The 4,607-nt window shown below is 73.1% G+C and carries 5 protein-coding genes; 3 read left to right on the plus strand and 2 right to left on the minus strand.

Going from position 1 to position 4,607, the window contains the following annotated elements; translation table 11 throughout:
* Window positions 1–135: 135 nt before the first annotated feature.
* Together JS521_RS14510 and JS521_RS14515 are read left to right on the plus strand one after the other, a co-directional pair.
* On the plus strand, window positions 136–954 hold the full coding sequence (locus JS521_RS14510; protein WP_205083396.1) for an EI24 domain-containing protein: 819 nt from the start codon (window positions 136–138) through the stop codon (window positions 952–954).
* Window positions 951–1,559 carry a LysE family translocator gene (locus tag JS521_RS14515; RefSeq protein ID WP_205083397.1) on the plus strand — a complete coding sequence of 203 codons (609 nt, stop codon included), beginning with the start codon at window positions 951–953 and terminating at the stop codon, window positions 1,557–1,559. Before JS521_RS14510 ends, JS521_RS14515 begins: the two co-directional genes overlap by 4 nt.
* A gap of 33 nt (window positions 1,560–1,592) precedes the next feature.
* On the opposite strand, the gene JS521_RS14520 is transcribed toward JS521_RS14515, so the two are convergent.
* Window positions 1,593–2,612 (minus strand): aldose epimerase family protein, encoded by a 1,020-nt coding sequence (locus JS521_RS14520; RefSeq protein WP_205083398.1) that lies wholly within the window; start codon window positions 2,610–2,612, stop codon window positions 1,593–1,595.
* Window positions 2,613–2,617: 5 nt separating this feature from the next.
* The gene (locus JS521_RS14525; protein WP_205083399.1) at window positions 2,618–3,520 is read right to left on the minus strand and encodes an SGNH/GDSL hydrolase family protein; all 903 of its coding nucleotides are present in this window, start codon (window positions 3,518–3,520) and stop codon (window positions 2,618–2,620) included.
* 398 nt (window positions 3,521–3,918) lie between these two features.
* Here JS521_RS14525 and JS521_RS14530 point away from each other — a divergent pair, with 398 nt between their 5' ends.
* Entirely contained in the window at window positions 3,919–4,413 is a 495-nt protein-coding gene (locus JS521_RS14530; protein ID WP_193463899.1) for a DUF3145 domain-containing protein, read from the plus strand.
* Window positions 4,414–4,607 lie beyond the last annotated feature (194 nt).

Here is a 4,607-nt window from a genome sequence, read left to right on the forward strand (position 1 = left end):
CCCCCCCGCCCCCGCCTCCACGCCCCCGCGCGCCCCGGGGGGGGGCCCCCCCGGGGGGGGGGCGGGGCGCCCCCCCCCCCCCGGCGGGGGGGGGGCCCCCCCCGCCCCCGTTCCCCACGCCGTACGCTGACGCCCATGAGTGATCTCGGGGCGGGTTTCGGTTACTTGATGAAGGGGCAGCGCTGGGTTGCCCAACACGGGCGATGGTTCGGATTCGGGCTGCTGCCCGGACTCGTCACCCTCGTCGTCTACGCCGGGGCGCTGATCGGACTCGGTTACGGAGCCGACGACTTCGTCGGCTGGGCGACCCCGTTCGCCGACGACTGGTCCTCGCCCTGGCAGGGCCTGCTGCGCACCGGGCTGACCGCGCTCGTCTTCGTCTTCGGCCTGTTCCTCGCGGTCATCACCTTCACCGCTGTGACCCTCCTGGTCGGCCAGCCCTTCTACGAGTCGCTCTCCGAGGAGGTCGACCGCAGCGAGGGCGGCGAGGTCCCCGAGTCCGGACTGCCGCTCTGGCGGGAACTGTGGATCTCCGCCCGCGACTCCCTGCGCATCCTGCTGCGCGTCGCCCTGTACGGGATCATCCTCTTCGGCTGCGGCTTCATCCCGGTCGTCGGACAGACCGTGGTCCCCGCGATCGGCTTCTGCGTCTCCGGCTACTTCCTGGCCGAGGAGCTGACAGCCGTCGCCCTCCAGCGCCGGGGCATGGTCCTGAGGGACCGCCTCGTCCTGCTGCGCGGCCGCCGGATGCTGGCGCTCGGCTTCGGCGTCCCGCTGGTCCTGGCCTTCCTGATCCCGTTCGTCGCGGTGTTCCTGATGCCGGGAGCCGTCGCCGGGGCCACCCTGCTCGCCCGCGACCTGGTCGACCCGGACGCGGCGGCCGACCCGGGCCCCGGTCCCGGAACCGCCGACAGCGGTGACGTTCCCCCGGCCCCCCGGGCTTGGTCGGCGTGACCGAGCTGCTGGCGGTCGCCGCCATCACCGTCCTCGCGGTCGTCTCCCCGGGCGCCGACTTCGCGATGGTCGTCCGCAACAGCTATCTGTACGGGCGCACCACCGGCGTCCTCGCGGCCGCCGGGGTCGCCGCGGGCGTCCTGGTCCACGTCACGTACACGATGCTCGGCGTAGGACTGCTCATCGCCTCGTCCACCGCCCTGTTCACCGCGGTCAAGCTGGCGGGCGCCGCCTACCTGATCTACATCGGCGTACGCACCTTCCTGGCCCGCGCCGACCTCGACGTCGACCTGAGCGACCGTCCCGGGCTCACTCGCCCAGGGGCGCTGCGCAGCGGCTTCCTGACCAACGCCCTCAACCCGAAGACGACTTTGTTCGTCGTCGCGACCTTCACCCAGGTCGTCGGCCCCGACACCGCCCTCTGGCAGCAGGCGGGGTACGGCCTGTTCATGTCGGCCGCCCACATCGGCTGGTTCGCGCTGGTCGCCCTCTTCTTCTCGCACTCCAGGCTGCGCGGCGCGATGCTGTGCCGCCAGAAGGCCCTGAACCGCTCGATCGGCTCGGTCCTGGTCGGCCTCGGCGTCACCCTGGGCCTGGCCCGCTGAGCGGAGCGCCGTAAGAGAAGGAGCAGGAGCGTCTCAGCGCACCGAGAAGGCGTACGCGGTGTGCGAGACGAACACCTCGCCCGGCCGGAGGGCCGTCGACGGGAACTCCGGCCGGTTCGGCGAGTCCGGGAAGTGCTGGGTCTCCAGCGCGATCCCGGCGCACGGCCCGTACGGCCGCCCGTCGAAGTGGTCGGCCGTGTACAGCTGGAGCCCCGGCTCGGTGGTCCGTACGGTCAGCACCCGCCCTGACCAGGCGTCGTACAGCTCGGCGGCGACGGCGTCCACACCCCGGGCCCCCTCCTCCAGCACGAAGTTCTGGTCGTACCCCGCGCCCACCGCCCGCGTTTCCCGGAAGTCGAACCGCGTCCCGGCCACCGGAATCACCTCACCGGTCGGCACCGACGCCGCGTCCACCGGGGTGAAGTGCCCCGCCGCGATGCGCAGTTGCTGCCCCAGCGCGCTCCCGCTGTCCGCGCCCGCCAGGTTCCAGTACAGATGGCTGGTCGGGTTCAGCACGGTCGGCGCGTCGGCCACCGCCCGGTGGTCGAGCAGCAGCGCCCCGCCCGGTCCCAGGGTGTACGTCACCGAGAAGTCGAGCCGCCCCGGATACCCCTCGTCCCCGTCCGGCGACACCAGGGACATCTGCACCCCGTCCGGCACCGCCACCGCGTCCCACACCCGCTTGTCGAAGCCCCTGGCCCCGCCGTGCAGGTGGTTGCCGCCCTCGTTGGCCGTCAGCCGGTGCGTACGCCCGTCGAGCACGAACGACGCGCCCCCGATCCGGTTCGCGTACCGCCCGACCACCGCGCCGAAGTAGGGGCCGGGGAACTCCTCGTACCCCCCGACCTCCGGCAGCCCCAGCGCCACCGGGGCCCGGGAGCCGTCCCGCCCCGGAGCCTCCACCGACTGCACGATCGCGCCGTACGTCAGGACCCGCACCCGGACCCCGTCCCGCTCCAGCGTCCACCGGTGGACGGGCGACCCGTCCGCGAGCGCACCGAAGTCTTCCGTCTGTACCGCCGTGTCCGTGTCCGTACCGCTGGTCATGGTCATCGACCCTACGCGGACGGCTCGGCGGCCGTGATGTTGCGGTAGGCGATCTCCGCCAGCCGGGCCTGGCCGTCCCGGCTCGGGTGGAACCAGTCCCACGGGCTGAGCTGCGCCCCGGTGAAACGGAAGTCGTACACGGCCCCGCCGTCGTAGCGGCAGTAACGATCCTTCGCGCACACGTCCCGCAGCACCTCGTTGTACGCCACCACCCGCTCCTGCACCGCGTCCCGCCGGGCCACGGCGGCGGGCCCCAGGTCGTCCGCGTCGGCCAGCATCGACTGGCAGATCCCGAGGTCCCAGATCTTCTTGCCCAGCTCGTTCACCCGCCCCGTCGCCCACAGCCGCTTCAGGTCCGGCACGCTGGACACGTACACCTGCGCCTTCGGCGCCCCGGCCCGCAGCTGCCGCATCGACGCCTCGAACGACGCCCGGAAGTCCGCCACCGGCGTCATCAGCCGCACCGAGTCCCGGCACGCGTCGTTCGCGCCGGTCATCACCGTCACCAGCTCCGGCCGCTCCTTCGCCGCCAGCGCCATCTGCTCGGGCAACTGCACCATCCGGGATCCCGACACCGCGTGGTTCCAGCTGCGGTCCGCCGCCTTCGACGGGCCGAGCAGCCGGACCGCGAGACTGCGCACCGCGTCGTCCGTGCCGGTCGCCCACGACACCTCGGGGCAGTCGGCCAGCACCGAGCAGGCGTCGAACCCCCGGGTGATCGAGTCCCCGACCGCGGCGATCGAGGCGGGCCGCGGGTTCCAGTCCGGGGTGGGGGAGGGGGACGGCGACGCGCTGCGCGATGCGTCCGGCGCGCTCCGCGACACGCCGCTCTCCGAGCCGCCGCCGGAGCATCCGGCCAGCGCGGCGGCACCGACGAGCGAGAGCGCCGTCAACGCGGCGGCAGCGGTACGCATCCGTGGGCGTGTCACACGCTCCGGCATCAGTCGGATCCCCTCCGGTCAACCCTTGGCGTATGCCTCTGGACATGCCCCCGGCAAGCACACGATCCCCAGGTCGGGGCTGTGCGCGCCCTGCCGGGTGAAACCCGGCGAATCAGGGGCCTGAGACCGACGGTACGTCACACGGACGGCCCCGGCGCACGGTAGCTTTTCCCCGTCGAACCAGTGGCGTCCCGCCCGCCCGCGCACCCGGACGGCTCCGGTACATTACGTCACGTCACATACTGTCCCTTTTCTGGAGATTAACTCCCGATGCTGTTTACTGATGACAACCTCGGGCTCTGGCCGGAAAGAGGCGGTACGGACGCGAGGCCGCTGGGGAAGGCGTACCTCGTCCCACACGGGAGGTTCCGGTGACGACACGTGGAGTCCTGTACGTTCACTCCGCACCGCGCGCGCTGTGCCCACATGTCGAGTGGGCAGTGGCGGGCGTCCTCGGTGTGCGGGTCCAGCTGGACTGGATCAGACAGCCGGCCGCGCCCGGCACCTGGCGGTCCGAATTCTCCTGGAAGGGCCGCGCCGGCACCGCCTCGCAGCTCGCCTCCGCCCTGCGCGGCTGGGACCTGCTGCGCTTCGAGGTGACCTCCGAGCCCTGCCCCACCGCCGAGGGCGAGCGCTACAGCTCCACCCCCGGCCTCGGCATCTTCCACGCCGTCACCGGCATGCACGGCGACATCCTGATCCCCGAGGACCGGCTACGCGCCGCGCTGGCCCGCTCGGTGCGCGGCGAGAGCGACCTGGAGGCCGAGATCGCCTCCCTGCTGGGCAAGCCGTGGGACGACGAGCTGGAGTCCTTCCGCCACGCGGGCGAGGGCGCGCCGGTCCGCTGGCTGCACCAGGTCGTCTAGCCGCCGGGGCGCATTTCAAGCCCCTCCGGCGATTGAGGAGCGGGGTCCGGGGCGGAGCCCCGAAGAACGATGACGCCCCCCCCCCCGGCCCCCGGGGGGGGGGGGGCCCGGGGGGGTGGGCAGACGGGCCCGGGCGCCCGGCCCACGCTGGTGCCCCCGCCCCCCCCCGCGGTGTTGGTGGCCGCGCTAGGGCC

Origin of the sequence: Streptomyces durocortorensis (assembly GCF_016901035.1) — a bacterium.
Lineage (GTDB): Bacteria > Actinomycetota > Actinomycetes > Streptomycetales > Streptomycetaceae > Streptomyces > Streptomyces durocortorensis.

Coding starts and splice junctions, on each gene's coding strand:
- JS521_RS14525 (WP_205083399.1), bottom strand. CDS start 3,520: ATGCGTACCGCTGCCGCCGCGTTGACGGCGCTCTCGCTCGTCGGTGCC.
- JS521_RS14520 (WP_205083398.1), bottom strand. CDS start 2,612: ATGACCATGACCAGCGGTACGGACACGGACACGGCGGTACAGACGGAA.
- JS521_RS14510 (WP_205083396.1), top strand. CDS start 136: ATGAGTGATCTCGGGGCGGGTTTCGGTTACTTGATGAAGGGGCAGCGC.